The organism is Burkholderia sp. HMSC10F09, from assembly GCF_001806955.1.
GTDB lineage: Bacteria > Pseudomonadota > Gammaproteobacteria > Burkholderiales > Burkholderiaceae > Burkholderia > Burkholderia multivorans.
The window spans coordinates 1-1,282 of record NZ_KV786565.1 but is presented as its reverse complement, the minus strand read 5'-3'; the positions used below and the strand labels follow the sequence as shown (position 1 = coordinate 1,282).

Genomic DNA, 1,282 nt, shown 5'->3' with positions numbered 1-1,282 from the left:
GGTTCATCGAGGATTACCGGGGAACGCGGCGCGAATCTTGAGGAAGAAGTATTCATCGTCGCGGTACCCGTAAGCTCGACGCTTGATGACCTTGATGGTGTTGTTGATGCCTTCAACGATGCTGGTATTGAGTGGATGGCGGCAGCGAGTCACGATGCCGTGCCAGTAGCCCTGCAGACGCTCGGCGAACTTTTGCAGGGCCGCGATCCCACTTTGCTGAGCCTGCTCGAACCATTGTTCCCAAGCCTTTTGCGCCCAGGCCGGCTTTCGGTAGAACCAGAGCCGCTTGAGCTCGTCGCGTAACACGTAGACGCATAACAGCGCCTGATTGGCCGCCAGCAGTTCCTTCAGGTGCACGGCCTGATCCGGCTTGAGGTTGTGGCGGTTGCGCAGCAACAGCCAGCGGCTGGACTTCAGAACCTTGCGGGCTGGCTTGTCATGTCGGAGTTGATTGGCCTGATCGACCCGCACCCGATCGATCACTTCGCGGCCGTACTTGGCCACGACGTGGTACAGGTCGAAGACGATTTCCGCCTGCGGACACTGTTCCCTGATTTCGAGTTCATAGGCCGTGGTCATGTCGATCGCGACCGCTTCGATACGCTTGGCCGCGCCTTCGGGAAGCTGTTCGAAGAAGGCCCGGGCCGTCTCACGCGAGCGTCCCGGTCCGATCCAGAGTACTTGCCGGCTGATCGGGTCGACCACCACCGTGGCGTAGCGATGACCTTTATGCAGCGCGAACTCGTCCATCGCCAGATAGCGGATCGTTGACCAATCGGGCTCGCTCACGCGCGCCCGCAGGCGCATCTTGTCGATCGATTTGACCGTGTGCCAGCCCAGATCGTAGAAGGCCGCCACCGCCTGCACGCTGGCCGCTTGCAGCAGTTTCTCGCAAGCCTTGGCGAAGCGCTCCGTCACTCTCTGGTAACGGCCCAGCCACGCCAGCTTCTCCAGTCGCGGGCCGCCGCAGCGTTCGCACCAGACCCGGCGACGAGGCACATGCAACACCACCCGGTATTCGAATAGCGGCAAGTCACGCACCCGACGAACCGTCGTCTCGTGGATCCGCTGGCAGCGTGCCCCACATTGCTCGCAGTACATGATCTTGCCGACCGGCTTTAAATACAGCGACAGCGTACGGCCTTCGCCTTCCGGCCATTCCACACGCTCCAGCCGGTAACCCGTCCAGCAGCCCAGTGCCTCAAGTGCCTTGCGATCGAGCAATTGCCTCTCCTGACGTCCTTAAAGTCAGGCGTCAGGTTACGCAATCGCTCTCAAACCC

General features: G+C 61.2%; 1 protein-coding gene. It reads right to left on the bottom strand.

What is annotated here, in order from left to right:
* Positions 1 to 3: 3 nt before the first annotated feature.
* Positions 4 to 1,224: an ISL3 family transposase gene (locus HMPREF3115_RS04925; RefSeq protein WP_006397282.1), complete on the bottom strand. Its 1,221-nt coding sequence runs from the start codon at positions 1,222 to 1,224 to the stop codon at positions 4 to 6.
* Positions 1,225 to 1,282 lie beyond the last annotated feature (58 nt).